This is a genomic window from Candidatus Baltobacteraceae bacterium (assembly GCA_036489885.1).
Taxonomy (GTDB): Bacteria; Vulcanimicrobiota; Vulcanimicrobiia; order Vulcanimicrobiales; family Vulcanimicrobiaceae; genus JAFAMS01.
The window spans coordinates 1777521-1797555 of record DASXEW010000003.1; the positions used below are offsets into that span (position 1 = coordinate 1777521).

The following is a 20035-nucleotide window of genomic DNA, read 5'->3' on the forward strand; positions in this document are numbered from 1 at the left end:
TAATGACGCCTGAATTAAGCCCACTCAATGCCGATCCCATCGTCGGTAGACCTTACACGATCGCGACGCTCGGATCGCACTCCGCGCTTCAGATTCTCAAGGGCGCGCACGACGAGGGCTTCCGCACGCTCGCCGTTGCGAATCGCGAGACGGAACGGCTTTATCGTTCCTTCGCGTTCGTCGACGAAGTGATCGGGATCAACGAGTATTCCGACTTCATGGGAATCGTTCCCGAGTTGGAACGCCGAAAGGTCATCATCGTTCCGCACGGTTCGTTCGTCGCGTACCTTTCGCTCGAAGAGCACAAGCGCATGCGCATCCCATACTTTGGCAACAAAGCGGTTTTGGATTGGGAAGCGAGCCGCGAGCTGCAACGCGATTGGCTCTCGCGCGCAGGTTTGAATCTTCCGCGTCAATTCCGCACGGGTGCCGAAATCGATCGGCCCGTCATCGTCAAGTTATACGGCGCGCAAGGCGGGCGCGGATACATGTTCCTACGCGACGCGCAGGATTTTGAAGAGCGCGCAAGCATGCTCGCGAAGCGCAATTATGTTCTTCAGGAATACATCATCGGCGTTCCGTTCTATATCCACTATTTTTTCTCGCCGCTGAGCGGCAAGCTCGAAATCATGTCGATGGACCGGCGCTACGAGACGAACGTCGACTCGATCGGGCGCATCCCGTCTGCGGCACAAGAAAGCATGGACATCCAGCCGTCCTATGTCGTGGTTGGAAACTCGCCGCTCTCGCTGCGCGAATCGATGCTCGCCGAAGCCTATCGAATGGGTGAAGAAGTCGTGCGCGTATCCCGCGAGATCTGCCCGCCCAAGGGATTGTTCGGCGCATTCTGCATCGAGACGATCATCACGCCGGACGCACAGTTCTACATCATGGAAATCTCGGCGCGTATCGTCGCCGGCACGAATCTTTTCATCGACGGATCACCGTATTCGTACTTGAACTACAGCGAGCCGATGTCGACGGGTCGTCGCATCGCCCGCGAGATCAAGAACGCGCTCTTGGGGAATGCGCTTCACGTCGTCTTAGACGACACCGTTGCATAACCACGACAATAAGACGCTAACGCTCTGCGCGATTGGTAGCCACTCCGCGCTGGAAGTGGCGTCGGGCGCCCGTGCGCAGGGTCTCCGCAATCTTATCGTGGTCGCGAAAGGCCGCGATCAAACCTATACACGCCACTTCAAGCGCGTGATGGGTGCGCAGCCGCGCGGGTGTGTCGACGAGACGCTCGCGGTGGAAACGTTTCCGCAGATCCTCGAGGATCGAATACAAGAAGCCATGTTGGCGCGCAACGTTATCTTCGTTCCGAACCGCTCCTTCGAAGTCTATCTTCGTCAAAAGTTTTCATACGATCAGATCGAGACCGGAATGCGGGTCCCGTTTTTCGGGAGCCGGCGTCTGCTGCGCGCCGAAGAGCGCGATGAACCCAAGAACCAATACGCGATCATGGACGACGCCGGAATTCGCTATCCGCGCCGTTTCCTCTCACCGCGCGACATCGATCGCTTGGTCATGGTCAAAGCACCGCATAAGAAGATCAGCTTCGAGCGCGCGTTTTTTCTGGTGCGCTCGCCCGAGGAATACGAACGCGAGGCTGCGCGCTTGGCCGCGGCGGAGATTCTCGATCCTGCTACTCTCGGGAACGCCGTCATCGAGGAGTACCTGCTCGGGCCGACCGTCAACCTGAATTTCTTTTACTCGCCGATCCTCGGCGAACTGGAACTGATGGGCACGGATACGCGGCGGCAAACCAATGTCGACGGACTGCGCAGCTTGCCGTTCACGCAAGCCCAAGCTCTCGCCGACATTCCGCTGTCAATGGAAGAAGCCGGTCATATCGCGGCGACGCTGACGGAATCGATGCTCGAGCAAGCCTTCGATCTCGGAGAGCGGCTCGTCGTTGCGGCACGCAAGCTCGCGCCACCGGGAATCATCGGACCCTTCGCTTTGCAGTGCGCGATTGTCGCGGGGCCGCCGAAGAGCTTCGTCGTTTACGACGTCTCGCTGCGTATCCCGGGATCACCTGGGACGCGTTACACGCCGTATTCGTCTTATCGCTGGGGCCGCGATGTCTCCGTCGGCGAACGCATCGCGATGGAGATCGTGATGGCGCGCGACGCGGGTTCTCTCGAGAAGGTCCTTACCTAAGAGGCGAGGACTCGTGACCGAGCCAGATCGCGACGCGTCGCGCGCTGGCGGCGCCGCGTTCGGTGCGGATCTTCGCGTAGACGGTGCGCAGTGCGTTTAGCGAGCGTGCGATCCACGGATCGCGTGGATAGTGACGTTGCCAATCGCGAATCGCATCTTCTGTAAACGCGAGCGAATCGATCACAGCCATCGAGTCGGCACCTTGATCGAGATGAAGGCCGGCGTCTTTGATCGTGTTGGAGATGCCGAGAATGCTCATCTTCATCCGGCCGAAATATTCGTCGGCCGGGGCGAGGTCGGAAAAATGCTGGGCGGCGACCGGCGTGCTTGCGAGAAGCACGAACAATACGCCAAGAAAACCGATGCGTGTATGCACGGGCGCCAACTCCTTGGACCAGAGACCACTTGATTATGACTGCGGACCGAGCACCCAGTAATGAGAGAAGCCTAAGAATTTCCGGCGCAAGTGTTTAGCTCGTGTTAGGATCGTAGCCGGTCGGCGCGAGGATGACGCAGCCGGACCCCTAAAGTCGTCCTCGTGGCCGTGGGAACTCTCACGCGGCCGGCGACGGTCGTCATCATCGACTTCGGCGCGCAGTACGCGCAGCTGATTGCGCGCCGTGTCCGCGAAGCAAACGTCTATTCCGAGATCGTCCCGTTCGATACGCCGTGGGAAGAGATTCAGCGCCGCGAACCGGCCGCGATCATTCTGACCGGCGGTCCGGAAAGCACGCTTGCTTCCGACGCTCTTGGCGTCGATGCGAAAATTTGGGAAAGCGGTCTGCCGATTCTCGGCATCTGTTACGGCCTTCAGCTCATGGCGCGTGACCTAGGAGGGAAGCTCGAGCCTCTTGCGCACCGCGAATATGGTCCGGCGATGCTCGTCGTCGACGCCCGAGAGTCGCCGCTGCTGGGCGCCGTACCCACCGAGTCGCGGGTCTGGATGTCGCACGGCGACAGTGTCACCCAGGTTCCGTCCGGTTTCCGGCCTTTGGCGCATACCGAGCGTTGCGCCGTCGCTGCAATGGGCGACGAGCGCCGGCGTATGTACGCCGTGCAGTTCCATCCCGAAGTCTTTCACACCGACGCCGGCAAGACGGTATTCGAGAATTTCCTGCACGAGATCGCGCGCATTCCACCCGACTGGAAGATGGAGTCGTTCGTCGACCGTTCCGTCGCCGAGATTCGCGAGCGCGTCGGCAATGCGCAAGTGCTCTGTGCGCTTTCCGGGGGCGTCGATTCAGCCGTGGCGGCGACGCTCGTTGCGAAGGCGATCGGCAAGCAGTTGACGTGCGTGTTCGTGGATCACGGTTTGCTGCGAAAGAACGAGGCACGGGACGTCGTCGCAGCGTTTCGCGATCTCTTGCACCTGAGCGTCGTTCACGTCGACGCTTCGAAGCGGTTTCTCGAGCGTCTGCGCGATATCGTTGACCCTGAAGAGAAGCGTATTCGCATCGGCCACGAGTTCATCGCCGTCTTCGAAGAAGAGTCGAAGAAGATTCCCGGTGTCAAGTACCTGGTACAGGGCACGCTCTACCCCGACGTGATCGAATCGAAGACACCGAACTCCAAAGCCGGACACAAAATCAAATCGCACCACAACGTCGGTGGATTGCCCGAGCGCATGGAGCTCGAATTGATCGAGCCGCTACGCCTGTTATTCAAGGATGAAGTGCGCGCGGTCGGACGGGTCTTGGGCTTACCGGCGGGAATCGTCGAGCGGCAGCCGTTCCCGGGTCCCGGACTCGCGGTGCGCGTCCTCGGGGCAATCGATCGCGAGCGGCTCGAGACGGTGCGCGAAGCCGATTTTATCGTGACGACCGAGATCGAAGCCGCGACGCTCAACCCAAAACCGTGGCAATATTTCGCCGTGCTCACCCCGCTGCGCAGCGTCGGCGTCATGGGCGATGGACGGACGTACGCGAATCTCGTCGCCGTTCGGGCGATCGTCAGTGAGGACGGAATGACCGCGGACTGGGCGCGCTTGCCGCACGAGCTGCTCGAACGCATCAGCTCGCGCATCGTGAACGAAGTCCCGGGCGTCAATCGCGTCGCGTACGACATCACCTCGAAACCACCGGCGACCGTCGAATGGGAATGAGAGTGCTCGTCGTCGGCGGCGGGGGGCGCGAGGATGCGCTCTCGTGGGCGCTGTCGCGTTCGCAGTCGATCGAAACCGTCTTTGCGGCGCCCGGTAATGCCGGCACGGCAACGCGCGGCGAAAACTGGGATATCGTCGCGACCGACGGCAAAGCCATCGCAAGCCGGGCCCGCGACGAGCGCATTGATCTCGCCGTCCTTGGACCGGAAAGCTCGATCGCTGCCGGCGTCGGCGATCGTTTGCGTGAACTGGGCATTGCCGTCTTCGGTCCAAGCCGCTCGGCAGGGCGGCTCGAGTCGAGCAAGATTTTCGCGAAGCGCTTTTTAGAGCGCCACAAAGTTCCAACCGCGCGCGCACGCGTCGCGCACTCGTTGCCGCAAGCATTGACGATCATCGACGAGTGGCCGAACCTCGAGATCGTCATTAAAGCCGATGGGCTTGCTGCGGGGAAGGGCGTCGTCGTCGCGCCCGACGTCAAGGATGCTAGCGCCGTCGTCGCCGATTGGTTCGCAAACGCCGGCGTTCCGGGCGGCGGCACGGATATTTTGCTCGAAGAGCGACTCGAAGGACGCGAGGTCTCGGTCTTCGCGATTTGCGACGGGCGTGCAATGCTGCCGTTTGCCGCAGCCTGCGACTACAAGCGCGTCGGCGACGGCGATATTGGACCCAACACCGGGGGAATGGGCGCGTATTCACCGCCCGCGGGATTTCCGGGCGACTACATCGACATCGTTCGGCGCGAAATCATCGCGCCGGTGTTGAACGGTTTGCATCAAGATCGCGAAGAGTATATCGGCGTCTTGTATTTCGGTTTGATGTGGACCGCAGACGGGCCGAAGGTCCTGGAATTTAACGCACGTTTCGGCGATCCCGAAACGCAAGCGTTGATCCCGAGATTGCAAGGTGATTTCGCGCGTCTGCTGCATAGCGCCGCAACCGGCGCCCTCGAGGCCGACGCCGCGCGCATCGCCGGCGATGCATGCGTGTGCGTAACGCTCGTGACCGAAGATTATCCGGCGGTCAGCAAGCCCGCAAGCGGTCTCCCCGTATACCTCGATCTCCCGTCGAGTGCACTAGCCTTTTGGGGAAGCTCGAAAAAGGTGGATGGCGCCGTCAACGCCGGCGGCGGCCGCGTTTTGACGATTGCCGAAACGGGTCCGGGCATCAGCGAAGCGCGAGCGCGTGCCTATGAAGCAGTAGCGCGCGTCGCGAAACAGCTGGCGCCGGTTGTGCGCCTGAGCTATCGCAGCGATATCGCGAAAGACGTGTAGTCTACTCGCCTTCGCGCAGTATCTTTGCGGCGCGTCCGGCCGCGATACGAATTTGCGGCCAACGCGAATCTTGCAAGATCGCTTCGTCGCTTTCGTCCGACGGATGATCTTCGAGAAGTTTGTCGATGATCGTCACGGCGTTTTGCAGCGCGTGATGTTCTTGGCTGGTCAAACCGGACTCTCTTAGCGAAAGCGCGAGTAGGCCGCGCACGTCACCGGTGTCAAACAAGTCCGCGATCAGATCGTTGAAGCTCTGCGCGACTTGTGAGGGGACCCGGCGGACCCACGTATCGTACTGAAAGCGAACGTCGGCAAGAAGGTCGAGTGCATTGATGATTTCTGAACGACGCTGCAACGTTTGAGTCTCACCCGTGACTAAATGGCCCTAGGTATAAGCCGTGGGAAAAAAAAAGCGGAAGGTACCTGGCTTTGGCCGGGTAATATAGTAATATCACGATAATACGATATTCCTTCCAAGCGGAGTTTTTCAAAGCTCTTTCTCACCCGCTCCGCATACGCGTACTCGAAGCGCTCCGGCAGGGACCGGTCAGCGTGAACGAGCTGCGCGAGCGATTGGGAGTCGAGCAGTCGACCCTCTCGCAACAATTAGCGGTATTGCGCTCGCGACGGTTGGTGGTGACGCAACGCAGCGGAACGACCATCCGCTACCAAATCAGCGACCCCGCGATTTGGCGATTACTCGACTCTGCACGCGAGATTTTCGAGAATCAGCTCGTCACGGTGCAAACGGAAATCGAAGACCTGCGGCAAGCCTCGCGTCAGGCCGGCTGATCTCCGAGCGTCGCGATCAAATGATCGTGCGCCGATAAACCGATTGGTCCGGGTGCGTCGCGATGCGGCTTTCCGTCGCTGTTGTAGACGAGCGTAATCGCCCCTTGAAGATCGAGTGCCTGCGGCGTGCGCACGTCGAGCCTTGCCGATCCAACGGCATCAGCGGTGAATGCGCTGGTGCGGCCCGTTCCATCGAGCGGAACGAGCGCGATTCCCGATGCGCCTACGACGTGTTTGAATAACGAATACGTCCCGAACACGACGAGATTTTCGAACGAGAGCCCGATGCTTTGTGCGCCTTCTCCGAGATCGGCAATCGAGCCGGTGCCGTTCGCGCCGATCCAGTGCTTGCTCGTGACGCCCATGCGCACGCCGTCGGCCGTGTAGAGCGGCAAGTCCGGATCCTTGAGCTTGAGGGCGCGCAAGCCCGCGATGTGCTCGATGCTTTGGAGGCCGATCCCGCCGACGAGGACGCTTGGGTCATAGACGAAGACTTGCGGGTCGACCGGCGGGACGATCTGAAGGCGGCTCGAGTAGTAGCTCGCGTAGAGCTCGAAACGCAACTGCGATCTAGCCGCCCCCGGTGCGGCCGCGGTGGCCGCGGCTCCCGCCAGAAACTCCCCCCGGGTCACGCGCCGTAACCCCCGAGAAAGCCGCCGGGTACAAAGGAGCGAGATGTTTCTACAGCAGCAACAGCGTCCGACATATCAGCCGCCGGGTTACGCAGTCTCGACCCCAGGCCTTCTTGGGCAGGTGCTCGGGATTACCGCCGTCGGCTTCATTTTCACGGCAATCGCCGCGTATATGTTCCGGGACGTTTCGCCGGGCGTCGGATTTTTTGCGATGATCGCCGGCTTTGTGTTGCTTTTCGTCATGTCTGCCGTACGCCGCAATCAAGCAACCGCGCTGCTGCTGTTTTACGTGTTTACGTTCTTGTGGGGCATCGGCATCGCGCCCACGATCACGCGCTACGTCACGACGATCGGCCCGGACGTCGTCTTCGACGCCGCCGCAACGACGGCGCTTGGCATGCTTTGCTTGGGGCTGATCGCGTTCACGTTCAGCTTCGACTGGCGTCGATTGTCGTCGTTTGCCTTCGGCGCGCTTACTGCGCTCGTCATCGTCGGGCTCGTTTCGATTTTCTTTCACTTCATTCAGCCGGCGACGTACGACTGGATGGTGCTCGGCGTATTCACACTCTTGACGCTCGTCGACTTCGCACGAATTCGTGCCGGAGGCGGCGGCTTCACGGCGGTCGATCTCGCCATCTCGATCTACCTCGACGCGATCAACATCTTCTTGGCGCTCCTCGAGCTCATTGGGATGCGCCGGAGTCGCGACTAGCGAAGGTTAGAGTCCATGTGTGGCGTGGTAGGCGTTTTCGCACCGGGGCGAGACGCGGCTCGGCTCGCCTATTTTGCGCTATACGCCTTGCAGCACCGTGGCCAGGAATCGGCCGGGATCGCCGTCTCCGACGGCGGCAAAATGGTATCGCACGCCGAGATGGGGCTCGTCGGCGCGATCTTCGATGAGGACATCCTCAGCAAGCTGACCGGCTATCTCGCCGTCGGGCACACCCGGTACTCGACTAGCGGCGGATCGATCGTGGTCAACGCGCAGCCACTGCTCGAACAAAGCACGATCGGTGAGTTCGTCTTCGCGCACAACGGGAACCTCACCAACGACGACGAGCTGCGCCGACAACTCTCACCCGCGCTGACGCTCGTCGCTACCAGCGATTCCGAAGTCTTCGCAAAGTCGATCGTCGACGGCGATGGGGAATCGATGGTCGACCGGATTGCCGAGGTCATGTCGCGCGCCGACGGCGCTTACTCGTGCGTAATCGGTACGGAACGCGAGCTCTTCGGCTTCCGCGACGCGTGGGGAATTCGTCCACTCTGCCTCGGAAAATTCGAGGAGGGCGGCTACGTGATTGCTTCGGAGTCGTGCGCGCTGGCTACGGTCGGTGCGACCTACATGCGCGAGATCGAGGCGGGCGAAATCGTCCACGTCGACGCGGACGGCGGCTTGCACTCACACGTGACGTCGCGCAAAGAGCCGCCGGCGCTCTGCGTGTTCGAGTACATCTACTTCGCGCGTCCCGATTCGAAGCTCCAAGAACGCTCGTTCTACAAGTCCCGTCACGAATTGGGCCGTCAACTGGCTCGCGAGCATCCCGCCGATGCCGATGTCGTTATGGCTGTTCCGGACAGCGCTATCCCGGGCGGCATCGGGTACGCGACCGAATCCGGACTACCGTACGTCGAGGGTCTCATCAAGAACCGTTACATCGGACGCACCTTCATCGCGCCCGATCAAGGGATGCGCAGCCAAGGCGTCGCGCTGAAGTTCAATCCGATCTTGGAGAACTTGCAGGGCCAACGTGTCGTCGTGGTCGACGATTCGATCGTGCGTGCAACGACGACGCCGCGCATCGTCAAGTTGCTGCGTGATGCGGGCGCCACCGAAGTACACGTACGCGTAACGTCGCCACCGATCATCAACCCGTGTTATCTCGGCGTCGACATGGCGACGCACGAGGAGTTGATCGCAGCAAATCTGACCGTCGAACAGATCCGTCAGAAGATCGGCGCGGATTCGTTGTGCTACCTAAGCATCGAAGGACTCGTCTCTGCGACGGGCCGTACCAGCGGCGAGTTTTGTCTCGGTTGCCTCAACGGGAAGTATCCGCGGATTCCTGAACTGACCGCGGTATGAAGCTTGCGGTCACTGGCGCGGCGGGTACCATCGGCACCCGCTTGTGCGAGGATTTGTCGCGCGACAATGATGTCGTGCGCATCGACATTGTAGGCCCATCACCGGTCGACGTGCTGAAACTCGAGGAGCTGGAGCGGGCGGTCAGAGGTTGTGAGACGCTTATTCACTTGGCAGGCGTCGTCAAAGTAAAAGCCTCGTGGGACGAGACGCGCGAAAACCTGGAAGGCACGTATAACGCTTTCGAAGCAGCGCGCAGGGCTGGTTGCAAACGCGTGATCTTTGCTAGCTCGAATCACGCGGTCGGCATGTACGAAGTCGATCTTGCGCCGGGCGTCTACGAGGCTGCGAGCGGAACGCTTTTGACGAATGACGTTCCGTTCCGCCCCGACGGTCTCTACGGCGTATGGAAGTGCTTCGGCGAGAATCTCGGCCGCTATTATTCGGACGAGTACGGAATGCACGTGGCATGTCTTCGCATCGGCGGCATACGTACGGAAGACACGCCGACGCCGGGCGACGTAAAGAACGAAGCGACGTGGCTGAACATCAGCGATGAAAACAAACGCCGCCGGATGCGTGCGATCTGGATGTCGCATCGAGATTTGGCGCGGCTCGTGCGCGCGATCATCGTCAGCAACGTTCCCTACGGCGTCGTTTACGGCGTGGGCGACAACGCCACGCGGTTTTGGGATCTCGAAGCGGGACGCGCACTGTACGGATTTTGGCCGGTTGACGGCGTGAAATGAGTCTAACCGGCGAGAGCGTTCTTTTCATCGGGACCGGGAACATGGGCGGCCCGATGGCAACGCATCTGCTCGATGCCGGCGTGCAGCTCGCGGTCGCGGATCTCTCAGAGCGCGCGCTCGAGCCCTTTGCGGCGCGTGGCGTGCCGACGGCGACGAGTGCGGCCGATCTTCCGGGCGAGGTCGTCATCACGATTCTGCCAACCGACAAACACGTTCGCGAAGCGTTGCTCGGAAGCGGCGGAGCCATCGGGAAACGCAAGCGTGCGATCGTTATCGAGATGACCAGCGCCGCACCGACCGCGACGAAACGGCTGGCGGCCGAGCTCCAAGATATGGGCATTCCGCTCATCGACGCACCGGTAAGCGGCGGCGTACGAGGCGCGAAGGGTGCGAAACTGACGACGATGGTCGGCGGCGACGAGAAGCTCTTCGAGCGCTATCGCCCACTCTTAGCGTTGATGTGCAACAACATTCGGCACGTCGGTCCGGTCGGCAGCGGGCACACGCTCAAAGCGCTCAACAACTTTCTCTCGGGCGTGTCGTTGTGGGCGACATGCGAAGCGCTCTTGATCGGTGCGAAAGCCGGGCTTGATTTGCAGACGATGGTCGACGTGATCAAAACGAGCTCCGGACAAACGAACGCGCTCGATACGAAGATCGTCATGAGCGTGTTGCCACGGACCTTTGATTACGGCTTCAGCATGCGTCTCATATCGAAGGACGTCTCGATCGCTGCGCGGCTTGCGCGCGAGCTCGACGTCCCGGCTCCGGTCCTCGCCCAGGCTGAGGAGAATTGGATGCTTGCGAAATCTCAGCTTGGCGAGGACGCGGACTTTTCTGCGGTCATGCGGCTTCTCGAAACCTGGGCCGATTACGAGCTACCCAAGACCTAACTACTTGTTCTGATCCTGTTGCTTCGGCGGAGCGTGATGCGCCGGAGCCGGCCGCGCTGCAGGCGCCGCATGCTGAACCGGAGCTACGCGGGGTGCAGGCGCTGCGTGTTGCACCGGTGCTGCATAGTGTTGCACCGGAGCCGGAGGCGCGTAGTGCGGAACCGGTCGTACCGGCGCAGGTCGCTGAACCGGCGGCGCGGCGTAATGCGGCGCTACATGCTGCACTGGTGCCGGCGCTACGTGTTGCACTTGCGGTGCTGCATGATGAACAGGAGCAGTGTAGTGGCGCACGGGAGCAGCCGGAGCTGCATGGTGCACTTGCGGTGCCGCATGCTGGACCGGAGCAGTGTAGTGGCGCACGGGAGCAGCCGGTGCTGCGTGTTGCGCCGGAGCGGCGTGACGCTGCGGGGCCGTGAAGTGCTGTGCTTGTGGAGCTGCGTGTTGCGCCGGAGCGGCGTGACGCTGCGGAGCCGTGAAGTGCTGTGCTTGTGGAGCTGCGTGTTGCGCCGGAGCGGCGTGACGCTGCGGAGCCGTGAAGTGCTGCGCTTGCGGAGCTGCGTGTTGCGCCGGAGCGGTGTGACGCTGCGGGGCCGTGAAGTGCTGCGCTGGCGCCGCGATTGGTCGTGGTGCCGTGTGCGTAGCCGTGATGTGGACGTGACTTTGGTAGCTCACGACTTGCTTACGTTGCTGCGCGAACGTTGCCGGAGCATGCGGCGTGGTGCGGAACGCGTGGAACGTTCGTGTTTGCGCCGGATGGACCGCAGTCGTGCGAGCCGAGTAACGCATCGCTGACGTTTCCGGTGCGATCGGAAGTGCGCGGCGAACGATCGCGGCGTGTGCGTAGTAACGACTCGGAACGGATTGGAAGCTCGTGTAACGACCGCTTGCGAAGTTGGCGCGTCCAACCCAGCGGAGTGCGCGTCCACCGCCATAACGGGCGTTGCGGTAGTACGTTGGCGAGTACGCGTTGTAGGCGACGTTGTAGTTGCCGTAGGCCGAGTTGCCCCACCACGGATAAATCGGCTCAGACGGTGCGAGTGGTACCCAGCCAACGTTGTCGACGAGGTTCAAACCGAAGTTAAAGCCGCCGGAATTGAAACCGATGAAGGCAACGAGTGCCGGTGACCAGGTCTGCACGGGAGCGGCGGCTGGGCCAGGGACCCATGCCCAGTGGTTTGCGTTGTTGTCGAAGAACCAGCGCCCGTAATGGAACGGCGCGTAACCCCATGGATCGTTGTCGACCCAGGTCCAACCGTAGTACGGTTCCCAAACCCAACGGCCGCTAGAATACGGCGTCCAGTTTGCGGCGACGTCATTCGGAATCCAGACATTGCCGTATCCCGGATACTGCTGCCACGAACCATAGCCGGAAAGATCGTATGCGCCGGGCATCCAGCTCGGAACGTCTTGGTATGCGGTTTGCTGGAATGAGTCATCGCGCGCGACGTTCCACTGATCGAACGAATTCGACGCAACCGGTCCCACGAAGCGATACTGCGGATTGCTCGGGTCGCCCCACACTTCCATCGTACTGCCGGGTGTGAGCTGTTGCGCGCCTTGCGGCAAGAGAATGGCGGCGTCGCCGGAGCGTACCGTGATTGACGTTACGCCTTGCGAGTTGACGTCGACGCGATAAAATCCCATCTCGCGTGGACGGACGGTAACGGACGGCGTTTCAACTTGCTCGTACGTTCCCATCGGTCGAACGATACCGACCCCGACGGAACCCGATGCGAGTTGTACGGAGTCACCGTTCCCGTCCATTTCGTCGAATCGGACTTGCGTATTCGGAGCGACGCGCAAGACGTGACCGGAATCGAATTGGACTTCGGAGCGTGCGCTCCCATCAGTGGAAAGGTAGTCGCCCACCATCAGCGGCGCATTGATCGCCGCTGCTTCGGCGTTACCCGAGTCGCCGCGCGTGATCGCGACGTTTCCGGACATGTTGCTGACGTACGCGACATCAGGCGCTTGTTGCGCGGAGACGGCAGTTGGCAGCGCAAGTAATGCGCCGGAGACGAGCGCCGCCGCCGTTCCGAAGCTGAGAAGTCTAGCTAGTAACCGCATTGTTATCCCTTTCCCCTCTCTGCTGGTATGAAGAAACGTGACCCGCAGCGCAAAGGGCGGCGGGTCACGTTAGAGGGGGTTTAAAATTCCGATTCTGGCCGCCCAAGGCCAACCAGGCTTCTACCCTGGGCGAGCGACCGGTTAAACGGAAATGGGGATTTGTTCGAACGCCGGTTCTTTCGGCGCGCTTGCGGTTGCAGCGGCTTCAACGAACGCAACGAGCGCACGTAACGGAAGCCCGGTCGGACCTTTGGCTTGAAACGCTTGGTCTTTGTCCGTGTACGCCGTGCCGGCGATGTCGAGATGTATCCACGGCTTGCCGTCGACGAACTCGCGCAAGAACGCGGCCGCCGTAAGGCTCCCTGCCGGGCGACCGCCGGTATTCTTCAGATCGGCGATCTCGCTCTTCGTTGCGGTGAGGTAATCGTCGTACAACGGAAGACGCCAATAACGCTCGCCTGTGGTGTTTGCAACTTCAAGGAACGAATCGACGAACTCGTCATCGTTGCTGATCGCTCCCGCAGCCGCATGGCCAAGCGAGATCACCATTGCGCCCGTCAACGTGGCGCAATCGATAAGGCGGGTTGCGCCGAGCTTCATCGTCGCATATGCAAGCGCATCTGCGAGGACCAATCGGCCCTCGGCATCGGTGTTGATGATCTCGATCGTCTTTCCGTTCATCGCGCGATGGACGTCGCCCGGTTTGGTTGCGTCAGGTCCAGGCAGATTTTCGCTTGCCGGAACGAGACCGATGACATTGATCTTCGGACGCAGCTTGCCGATCGCGCGCATCGCGCCGATTACAGCCGCACCGCCGCTCATGTCGTATTTCATCTCGTGCATGTTGTCGGGAGGCTTGAGTGAGATGCCGCCGCTGTCGAACGTGATGCCTTTGCCGACGAGGGCGATACGTTCTTTGGAACTCGGATCCCCATCGTACGTTAGCACGATCAAGCGTGCGGGCTGCGAGCTGCCTTGCGAGACGCCGAGCAGTGCGCCCATGCCGAGATCTTTCATCCGGTCCTCGTCGAGCGAATCGAACCCGAGATCGTTTTTCTTGGCGATCTCTTCGGCGCGATCGGAGAGCACGCGCGGCGTCATGTCGTTGCCTGGCGTGAGCGCCAGGCGTCGCGTGAAGTTCACGGACTTGCCGATGATCTGTCCGTGCTTTGCGCCCGTAGTGAGCGCATTGCGGTCGAGCGCGCCAGCGACGATTGTGAGATTGCGGACGTCGATCGGACGCTCTTGTTCCTTGCGGTAGATCGTTGTATCGATCGTCGCAACGAATGCGCCCTCGACCAGAAAAGAAGCCGCCATCGCAGCATCTTTGACTTCGTAGGGAAGCGTGATCGCGATGTCGTGCACGTTGCGTTTGCCGAGGTAGCGAACCGCGGTGCCCGCGTAATGCGCGAGCTGCCAAGGCTGGAATTTGCTGCGTTCGCCGAGACCGACGACAAGAACGCGACGCACGCCCAAATCGGTTGTACCGGACGTATGGAAGAGCGCGACTTCGTTGTTTTTGCCTTGATGCTCGCCGTCGGCGAGCGCTGCAGCGATGACGCCGCCGAGCTTCGGATCGACGTCGGCGGCTGCGCCTTCGAGTTTTTTATCGGAGAAGACTGGGACCACAAGGGCACCGGAGGAAACGCTCCGCGCCAGGTCACCCGAAACCGTTACTTGCATGCGGCAGTCGTTTGTGCCGGTCGAAGCGAAGCCCTGGCTGATGGATCGCGCGACTGATGCGTACGCCGCGGCGGGCGTGGATATCTCCGCCGGGAACGCTGCGGTTTCGCTCTATAAGCAGCTGACGGGAGGCTGGAAGCACCCCGATCAGATCGGGGAGCTGGGCGCATTTAACGGGCTCTTTCGCCTACCCGGTGACCCAGAGCAGGCGCTCGTTGCGTCAACGGACGGAGTCGGGACGAAGATCCTCATCGCCGCACTGTTGCGGCGTTACAATTCCGTTGGCGCCGATTTGGTCAATCATTGCGTTAACGACATTTTGGTCGCAAACGCGACGCCGCTGTTTTTTCTTGACTATGTCGCAGTCGGCAAGCTCATTCCGGAAATGGCGGCTGAGATCGTAGCCGGCATACACAATGCCTGCCGCGAGAACCAGACGGCGCTGCTCGGCGGCGAGACCGCCGAAATGCCGGGACTCTACAAGCCCGGCGAATTCGATCTTGCCGGGACGATCGTCGGCATAGTGCGTCTGGCCGATCTACCACGCACCGATAGCGTTACAGCCGGCGACGCGATCATCGCGCTGCCTGCGATCGGCTTGCATACAAACGGGTACTCCTTGGCGCGGACGCTGGTGCCGGAAGACGAGTGGGGCGCCCTATTGCCGGATGCCGGCGTGACGTTCGCTGACGCGCTGCTCGCGCCGCATCCGTCGTATCTACAAGCCGTTAACGCAATTCGCGCCGTCGCGCACGTGAAGGCGATGTCGCACATAACGGGCGGCGGTCTGCTCGAGAATGTTCCGCGAACGTTACCCGCGTCGTGTAAAGCGATCTTCGAACAAACACGCTGGCAAGTTCCACCTTTGATGCGTGAACTGGTGCGACGTGGCGAGCTTAGTCATGAAGATCGCTATCGCACCTTCAACATGGGGATCGGATACACGCTGACTGTTGCGCTCAGTGAAGCGCCGAAAGCGCTGGCGGCTGCGCCGGGCGCGTTCGTCGCGGGGTGGATTGAAGCGCGAGGCGAGGGTGAGCCTGCGGTCGTGGTGCATCCCGCCCGTGAGCGCTAACGACCCCTCCCGCGAGTTCGTCAATCTCTTAGTCGACCTCGACGAGCGTTTCTCCGAACACGCAACTCAAAACGCGTTCGCGCGCGTGCGCGAACGCGGTTACAACATGATCGACGCGCCAACGGTCGGCGAGCGATACCTTTCGTGGATCGATCTGGTGTTCAACGGATCGTGGTCGAGCGAGGTCGCCACCGGATCTGCGACGATCATGACGCACGACGGCGACGACGCGCCTGTGGGTTTTGCAGCATATGGTGCGCACGGCCTACGATTCTATTGGTTGCGCGAATGGCAGAATCGTCCCGACGTCGGGTTTTTCGGTCCGGTCGGGATCATGCAAGCGCACCAGCGCGAGCGGCTGCAACCGGAGCTGATCTCAATCGCGCTCGGAAAAATGCGCGAGCTTGGTTATCGCCACGCGTTGATCGGCGCCGTTACCGAGCCGCTCTACGATCTCTTCGAGAGAGCCACCGGCGGGAAAGTCGTCGGGCGTGTCTCGATGGACCGCGATTTGCGTAGCCTGCGAACGACCGTTATGGCGTCGGGCAACGGCACGAATTTCCAAGCCGTGGTCGATGCACTTCCCGAAGGTCTCGGCATCGATGTTGAAGCGCTCGTCGTCAATCGTTCCGACGCGTTTGCGATCGAACGCGCGAAGAAGGCGGAGATTCCGGTTCACGTGCACATGTGGGACCGCAAGGCGACCTCTCGCGAGCGCTACGACGCCGAATTGATCGAGGTCATCGAGCGAACGAAGCCCGAATTGATTTTGATGCTTGGATGGATGCATCTGGTCTCACCAGATTTCTTTACGCGCTTACCGCAAGCGCTCAACATTCATCCCGCGTTCCTGCCGCACGACGTGAGCGCAGAAGAAATTACGATGCCCGATGGTGCCGTCATTCCGGCGTTTCGCGGCGCTCATGCGATTCGCGACGCCCTGCAGGCGAAGTCTCCTTGGTACGGTGCAACCGCGCATTACGTGACGCACGACGTGGATCGCGGCGCAGTTCTGATGCGTGCACCGCTGCCGCTCGTCGAAGAGGACGAAGCAACCGCACTTGCGGCACTGCATCCCTTCGAGCACAAGATTCTCCTTGGCGCTATTCGACGGATCTTCGCGGAAAGATAAACGGAAGATTCGGATCTGCGCCGAGCGTTTCAGGATCGCTGCGCACGGCGGCGCCCTGGCGATCTGCGGCGGCTGCAATCATGGCCGCATTGTCGGTGCAGTAACGCAGCGGCGGAACGACGGTTGGGACGCCGTTGCGTTCGCCCCACGCTCGGAACGCGCGCTGCAACGCGGAGTTCGCCGCGACGCCGCCGGACAGTACGGCAAGCTCGAAACGTTCCTGCGAGATGACACGATCCAGGCGATCGATCAAGATGTCGACGACGGCGGCTTGAAACGACGCTGCGACGTCGGCGGGTCGCGCGCCTTTCCCGCGCTCCGATTCCAGAAAGTAGCGCACCGACGTCTTCAATCCCGAAAACGAGAGATCGAGCGTCCCCGGATCGGGGCGATGCCGTGGAAAGCGAATCGCGTTCGGATCGCCGTCGCGCGCGAGCGCGTCGAGCTGCGGGCCGCCGGGATACGGAAGTCCGAGCAGCCGCGCGGTTTTGTCGAAGGCCTCACCCGCGGCGTCGTCCCGCGTCTTGCCGAGAATGCGCATTTCGAGCGGACTCTCGACCGCAACGAGCTGCGAGTGGCCGCCCGAGACGAGCAGAGCGAGAAATGGATAGCGCGGCGCGATGCCGTCATCGAGAAACGCTGCGAAGATGTGGCCGTGCAAATGGTTGACGCCGTAGAGCGGCTTGTCGATTCCGAATGCGAGCGCTTTGGCAGCGGCAACGCCGACGGCCAGGCTTCCGATCAAGCCAGGCCCGGCGGTTACCGCTATTCCGTCGAGGTCGGCGAGCGACGTCTTCGCGCGATCCAGCGCGTCTTCAATTGCGGCCGAAAGAAGCGCGGTGTGCCGGCGGCTTGCAATCTCGGGGACGATCCCGCCATAACGCGCGTGAAATTCGTCCTGATTCGTGGAGACGTTTGAGAGCACGGCCGTCCCGTCGCGGACGACTGCCGTCGCCGTATCGTCGCACGACGTTTCGATCCCGAGCAGCAGCATAGTCTTAGCGCGAAAGAACGCGCGGAGGGATCAGCCAGACAAGCTCGGCTGCAGGCGCGCTCGCGTCGATGATCTCGACGTATGCAAGTGCACCCTTCTTGAAATCGATCCGGGCGCCGCCGATGAGCTGACCGATCGTGCGGCTCATGCTCGGGTCGTGTCCAACGAGCATGATCGCAGCGGCTTTCGGATAGTGCTCCAAGATTTGCAAGAGACGCTGCACGTTGAACTCGAGCCCAAGATTCTCGTCTTCAACGAGGCTCTTGCGCAGCTTCAGACGCTTGGCAACGATCTCGCCGGTTTGTCGCGCGCGAACGAGCGGGCTCGTGACGATAGCTTCGACCTCTAAGTCGAGCTCAGCCATGGTGTCTGCTTCACGTTCCATTCGTTTGATGCCGTCGGTCGTGAGCGGCCGGTCGAAATCGTCTCCGTGCCAATCCTCCCGCTCACCGGCTTGACCGTGCCGCAGGAAGTAGAGTCTCATGCGAGGCCGTCGATCTTCACGGCCATGATGAAATCGTTCTCATGCAATCCCTTGATCTTGTGCGTGTACAACGATACGGTCGCATAACCCCAGCCGAAGGTTATGTCGGGATGATGACCCTCGCGTTCCGCGAGCTCGCCGATCTTGTTGACGAACGCTAGAGATTGGACGAAGTTTTCGAAACGAAATGTACGCTCGATCCGATGACTATCGTCGAGGAGCGCCCAGTCTGGTGCTTGTGCGCGCAATCGTTCTGCTTCGTCGTGACCGAGTGGTTGCACGCCGCCCCGACAAGGGGTGCACGTTTTCTGGGTCAGAGCCGGTTCCATAGTTCCTCTTGAAAACCGTACTGCTCTGGGGGGGCGTCCTATCCCTTGGCGGGGACAGGCCACCTGCGTACGGTATGCTGGCCAACATGATTGAGACCGGGATTCGTATGGTGCCCATGTTGATTGGCGGCGAGTGGGTTGAGAGCGTCGCATCAGAGATGATCGAGGTTGAAAACCCCGCAAAGAAAGAGCCGATTGCGCGCGTCCCACGGGGTCGGGCAGCCGACGTCGACCGCGCTGTGCGCGCTGCTCGCGCCGCTTTCCCCGCATGGAAGAAGACCGCCGCACGCGAGCGCGGACGCCTGTTGCTCACGATCGCCGAGAAATTCGACGCACGCGCCGAAGAAATCGGGCGCGTCATCGCACTCGAGACCGGTAATGCGTTGCGTACCCAATCACGCCCCGAGGCAAAAAATTCCGCGGATCTCTTCCGGTATTTTGGCGGCCTGTGCAGCGAGCTCAAGGGCGAGACGATTCCGCTCACCGATGAGATGTTGTGCTACACCCGTCGCGAGCCGTACGGTGTCGTCGGTGCGATCATCCCGTGGAACTCGCCGGTCATTCTTGGATCGATGAAGCTCGCGATGGCGATCGGCGCCGGTAACACGATCGTGCTCAAGGCTGCAGAAGACGCGCCGCTCGCGATGCTCGAGGTCGCGAAAATCTGCGATGAAGTCTTGCCGAAGGGCGTCGTCAACGTCATCACCGGCATCGGTGCAGAAGCAGGCGCGCCGCTCGCGCAGCATCCGGACGTAGACAAACTGTCGTTCACGGGCTCGACGGTAGTCGGTAAATCGATCATGCGCGCCGCGAGCGATCGGATCGTGCCGGTTTCGCTCGAGCTCGGCGGCAAGAGCCCGAACATCGTCTTTGCGGACGCGGATGAAGCTGTCGTCGTCGAGGGCGTCATAACCGCGATGCGTTTTACGCGTCAAGGCCAGTCATGCACGGCGGGTTCGCGGCTCTTTCTTCACGAGTCGATCTTCGATTCGTTCTTGGAGAAGCTGACCGCGAAAGTACGCACGCTTAAAGTCGGCGATCCGCTTGCGGAAGAAACCGACATGGGTTCGATCATCAATCGCAAGCAGTTCGACAAGGTCTGCGCATACATCCAAGATGGCTTGAATCAAAAGGAAGCAAAACTGCTCACCGGTGGGAAGCCGCCGTCAGACGGGCCGCTCTCACAAGGCTATTTCGTCGAGCCCACGATTTTCGGACACGCACAGAACGAGTGGCGGATCGCGCGCGAGGAAATCTTCGGGCCGGTGCTCGTCGCGATTCCGTGGCGCACCGAAGACGACGTCGTTCGGATGGCAAACGACAGCCACTACGGCCTCGCAGGCTTCGTTTGGACGCACGACGTGGGAAAAGGTCTGCGGACCTGCCACGCCATCGATTCCGGCTTCGTCCAGCTCAATCAGGGCTTCGGCCAGTTTGCGGGCCAGCCGTATGGGGGCTTCAAGGAGAGCGGGATAGGCAAGGAATTCGCCTTGGACGGGATGCTGCACAGCTTCACCCGGTCGAAAACCGTCACCGTAAGTTTGAAACTCTAGGGGTCCTGGGAATCGTCCTCTCTGACAG

General features: G+C 61.1%; 20 protein-coding genes. 12 read left to right on the forward strand and 8 right to left on the reverse strand.

Features of this window, described 5'->3' with window-relative positions; translation table 11 throughout:
• Positions 1 to 2 precede the first annotated feature (2 nt).
• Positions 3 to 1064, forward strand: coding sequence for a formate--phosphoribosylaminoimidazolecarboxamide ligase (locus VGG22_14730; protein HEY1729630.1), 1062 nt, complete (start codon positions 3 to 5; stop codon positions 1062 to 1064).
• Positions 1057 to 2169: a DUF1297 domain-containing protein gene (locus tag VGG22_14735; protein ID HEY1729631.1), complete on the forward strand. Its 1113-nt coding sequence runs from the start codon at positions 1057 to 1059 to the stop codon at positions 2167 to 2169. The genes VGG22_14730 and VGG22_14735 overlap by 8 nt, the downstream gene beginning before the upstream one ends.
• Here the strand turns inward: VGG22_14735 and VGG22_14740 are convergent.
• On the reverse strand, positions 2162 to 2545 hold the full coding sequence (locus VGG22_14740; GenBank protein HEY1729632.1) for a hypothetical protein: 384 nt from the start codon (positions 2543 to 2545) through the stop codon (positions 2162 to 2164). The genes VGG22_14735 and VGG22_14740 overlap by 8 nt on opposite strands.
• A 168-nt stretch (positions 2546 to 2713) precedes the next feature.
• On the opposite strand from VGG22_14740, the gene guaA reads away from it, so the two are divergent.
• Positions 2714 to 4270 carry a glutamine-hydrolyzing GMP synthase gene (gene guaA, locus VGG22_14745; GenBank protein HEY1729633.1) on the forward strand — a complete coding sequence of 519 codons (1557 nt, stop codon included), beginning with the start codon at positions 2714 to 2716 and terminating at the stop codon, positions 4268 to 4270.
• A gap of 2 nt (positions 4271 to 4272) precedes the next feature.
• The gene (gene purD, locus VGG22_14750; protein HEY1729634.1) at positions 4273 to 5541 is read left to right on the forward strand and encodes a phosphoribosylamine--glycine ligase; all 1269 of its coding nucleotides are present in this window, start codon (positions 4273 to 4275) and stop codon (positions 5539 to 5541) included.
• A gap of 1 nt (position 5542) precedes the next feature.
• Here purD and VGG22_14755 read toward each other — a convergent pair whose 3' ends face one another.
• Entirely contained in the window at positions 5543 to 5896 is a 354-nt protein-coding gene (locus VGG22_14755; GenBank protein HEY1729635.1) for a hypothetical protein, read from the reverse strand.
• A 104-nt stretch (positions 5897 to 6000) separates the two neighbouring features.
• On the opposite strand from VGG22_14755, the gene VGG22_14760 reads away from it, so the two are divergent.
• On the forward strand, positions 6001 to 6333 hold the full coding sequence (locus VGG22_14760; GenBank protein HEY1729636.1) for a metalloregulator ArsR/SmtB family transcription factor: 333 nt from the start codon (positions 6001 to 6003) through the stop codon (positions 6331 to 6333).
• On the opposite strand, the gene VGG22_14765 is transcribed toward VGG22_14760, so the two are convergent.
• Complete coding sequence (locus VGG22_14765) at positions 6321 to 6965, reverse strand: hypothetical protein (GenBank protein ID HEY1729637.1); 645 nt, start codon at positions 6963 to 6965, stop codon at positions 6321 to 6323. The two genes, VGG22_14760 and VGG22_14765, sit on opposite strands and share 13 nt — an antisense overlap.
• Positions 6966 to 7008: 43 nt before the next feature.
• Here VGG22_14765 and VGG22_14770 point away from each other — a divergent pair, with 43 nt between their 5' ends.
• Genes VGG22_14770 through VGG22_14785 form a run of 4 tightly spaced genes read left to right on the forward strand, consistent with a single transcriptional unit; the run spans position 7009 to position 10690 of the window.
• The gene (locus VGG22_14770) at positions 7009 to 7677 is read left to right on the forward strand and encodes a Bax inhibitor-1 family protein (protein HEY1729638.1); all 669 of its coding nucleotides are present in this window, start codon (positions 7009 to 7011) and stop codon (positions 7675 to 7677) included.
• A gap of 15 nt (positions 7678 to 7692) precedes the next feature.
• On the forward strand, positions 7693 to 9051 hold the full coding sequence (gene purF, locus VGG22_14775) for an amidophosphoribosyltransferase (GenBank protein ID HEY1729639.1): 1359 nt from the start codon (positions 7693 to 7695) through the stop codon (positions 9049 to 9051).
• Positions 9048 to 9797, forward strand: coding sequence for an NAD(P)-dependent oxidoreductase (locus VGG22_14780; GenBank protein HEY1729640.1), 750 nt, complete (start codon positions 9048 to 9050; stop codon positions 9795 to 9797). The genes purF and VGG22_14780 overlap by 4 nt, the downstream gene beginning before the upstream one ends.
• Positions 9794 to 10690 carry an NAD(P)-dependent oxidoreductase gene (locus VGG22_14785; GenBank protein ID HEY1729641.1) on the forward strand — a complete coding sequence of 299 codons (897 nt, stop codon included), beginning with the start codon at positions 9794 to 9796 and terminating at the stop codon, positions 10688 to 10690. The genes VGG22_14780 and VGG22_14785 overlap by 4 nt, the downstream gene beginning before the upstream one ends.
• Here VGG22_14785 and VGG22_14790 read toward each other — a convergent pair whose 3' ends face one another.
• Both VGG22_14790 and VGG22_14795 read right to left on the reverse strand, forming a co-directional pair.
• Positions 10691 to 12757 carry a DUF6600 domain-containing protein gene (locus tag VGG22_14790; protein ID HEY1729642.1) on the reverse strand — a complete coding sequence of 689 codons (2067 nt, stop codon included), beginning with the start codon at positions 12755 to 12757 and terminating at the stop codon, positions 10691 to 10693.
• A gap of 141 nt (positions 12758 to 12898) precedes the next feature.
• Positions 12899 to 14440, reverse strand: coding sequence for a leucyl aminopeptidase (locus VGG22_14795; protein ID HEY1729643.1), 1542 nt, complete (start codon positions 14438 to 14440; stop codon positions 12899 to 12901).
• 40 nt (positions 14441 to 14480) lie between these two features.
• Between VGG22_14795 and purM the strand changes: the two genes are divergently transcribed.
• Positions 14481 to 15515: a phosphoribosylformylglycinamidine cyclo-ligase gene (gene purM, locus VGG22_14800; GenBank protein ID HEY1729644.1), complete on the forward strand. Its 1035-nt coding sequence runs from the start codon at positions 14481 to 14483 to the stop codon at positions 15513 to 15515.
• Positions 15505 to 16647, forward strand: coding sequence for a formyltransferase family protein (locus VGG22_14805; protein ID HEY1729645.1), 1143 nt, complete (start codon positions 15505 to 15507; stop codon positions 16645 to 16647). The genes purM and VGG22_14805 overlap by 11 nt, the downstream gene beginning before the upstream one ends.
• Here VGG22_14805 and tsaD read toward each other — a convergent pair.
• From tsaD to VGG22_14820, 3 genes are read right to left on the reverse strand one after another with little or no spacing between them, the layout of a single operon-like run.
• Positions 16619 to 17641: a tRNA (adenosine(37)-N6)-threonylcarbamoyltransferase complex transferase subunit TsaD gene (gene tsaD / locus VGG22_14810; GenBank protein HEY1729646.1), complete on the reverse strand. Its 1023-nt coding sequence runs from the start codon at positions 17639 to 17641 to the stop codon at positions 16619 to 16621. The two genes, VGG22_14805 and tsaD, sit on opposite strands and share 29 nt — an antisense overlap.
• A gap of 4 nt (positions 17642 to 17645) precedes the next feature.
• Positions 17646 to 18125 (reverse strand): phosphohistidine phosphatase SixA, encoded by a 480-nt coding sequence (gene sixA, locus VGG22_14815; protein ID HEY1729647.1) that lies wholly within the window; start codon positions 18123 to 18125, stop codon positions 17646 to 17648.
• Entirely contained in the window at positions 18122 to 18607 is a 486-nt protein-coding gene (locus VGG22_14820; GenBank protein HEY1729648.1) for a 4a-hydroxytetrahydrobiopterin dehydratase, read from the reverse strand. The genes sixA and VGG22_14820 overlap by 4 nt, the downstream gene beginning before the upstream one ends.
• On the opposite strand from VGG22_14820, the gene VGG22_14825 reads away from it, so the two are divergent.
• Positions 18541 to 20007, forward strand: coding sequence for an aldehyde dehydrogenase family protein (locus VGG22_14825; GenBank protein HEY1729649.1), 1467 nt, complete (start codon positions 18541 to 18543; stop codon positions 20005 to 20007). The genes VGG22_14820 and VGG22_14825 overlap by 67 nt on opposite strands.
• The last annotated feature ends 28 nt before the right edge of the window (positions 20008 to 20035 follow it).

What these genes read in the sequence shown, in the direction of transcription:
- purF (HEY1729639.1), top strand. Translation starts at nt 7,693, where the DNA reads ATGTGTGGCGTGGTAGGCGTTTTCGCACCGGGGCGAGACGCGGCTCGG.
- VGG22_14780 (HEY1729640.1), top strand. Translation starts at nt 9,048, where the DNA reads ATGAAGCTTGCGGTCACTGGCGCGGCGGGTACCATCGGCACCCGCTTG.
- VGG22_14770 (HEY1729638.1), top strand. Translation starts at nt 7,009, where the DNA reads ATGTTTCTACAGCAGCAACAGCGTCCGACATATCAGCCGCCGGGTTAC.
- VGG22_14820 (HEY1729648.1), bottom strand. Translation starts at nt 18,607, where the DNA reads ATGCGACGCTCTCAACCCACTCGCCGCCAATCAACATGGGCACCATAC.
- VGG22_14785 (HEY1729641.1), top strand. Translation starts at nt 9,794, where the DNA reads ATGAGTCTAACCGGCGAGAGCGTTCTTTTCATCGGGACCGGGAACATG.
- purM (HEY1729644.1), top strand. Translation starts at nt 14,481, where the DNA reads ATGGATCGCGCGACTGATGCGTACGCCGCGGCGGGCGTGGATATCTCC.
- VGG22_14825 (HEY1729649.1), top strand. Translation starts at nt 18,541, where the DNA reads ATGATTGAGACCGGGATTCGTATGGTGCCCATGTTGATTGGCGGCGAG.
- sixA (HEY1729647.1), bottom strand. Translation starts at nt 18,125, where the DNA reads ATGAGACTCTACTTCCTGCGGCACGGTCAAGCCGGTGAGCGGGAGGAT.
- VGG22_14730 (HEY1729630.1), top strand. Translation starts at nt 3, where the DNA reads ATGACGCCTGAATTAAGCCCACTCAATGCCGATCCCATCGTCGGTAGA.
- VGG22_14795 (HEY1729643.1), bottom strand. Translation starts at nt 14,440, where the DNA reads ATGCAAGTAACGGTTTCGGGTGACCTGGCGCGGAGCGTTTCCTCCGGT.
- VGG22_14790 (HEY1729642.1), bottom strand. Translation starts at nt 12,757, where the DNA reads ATGCGGTTACTAGCTAGACTTCTCAGCTTCGGAACGGCGGCGGCGCTC.
- tsaD (HEY1729646.1), bottom strand. Translation starts at nt 17,641, where the DNA reads ATGCTGCTGCTCGGGATCGAAACGTCGTGCGACGATACGGCGACGGCA.